Origin of the sequence: Chryseobacterium sp. SIMBA_028, from assembly GCF_046535285.1 — a bacterium.
GTDB lineage: Bacteria > Bacteroidota > Bacteroidia > Flavobacteriales > Weeksellaceae > Chryseobacterium.
In genome coordinates this window covers 1-237 of sequence record NZ_JAWRWZ010000808.1, presented here as the reverse complement: position 1 = coordinate 237, position 237 = coordinate 1, and the positions used below count along the sequence as shown (strand labels likewise).

The following is a 237-nucleotide window of genomic DNA, read 5'->3' as shown; positions in this document are numbered from 1 at the left end:
CGAGAGGCGGAGAGGCCGAGGCAAGCTATGACCCGCGGCTGCCGGCAATCCGCATAGCCCGGCGAGTCCTCAAGGGCGGGTCGCATCTCTGCGCGCCAAACTACTGCCGGCGCTACCGGCCCGCGGCCCGCCATGCCGAGCCCGAGGATACATCCACCAGCCATGTCGGCTTTCGCTGCATCAAGAGAGTTCACGCCTGAGGAGAAGCCGCATGAACAGCCCGCGTCACGCCGATAC

At 67.1% G+C, this 237-nt stretch carries 1 protein-coding gene; it reads left to right on the top strand.

The window, feature by feature from the left end; translation table 11 throughout:
* On the top strand, positions 1-200 hold a 200-nt coding region (locus SCA31_RS25460; protein ID WP_410699708.1), incomplete at its 5' end, for an SUMF1/EgtB/PvdO family nonheme iron enzyme.
* Between the last annotated feature and the right edge of the window lie 37 nt (positions 201-237).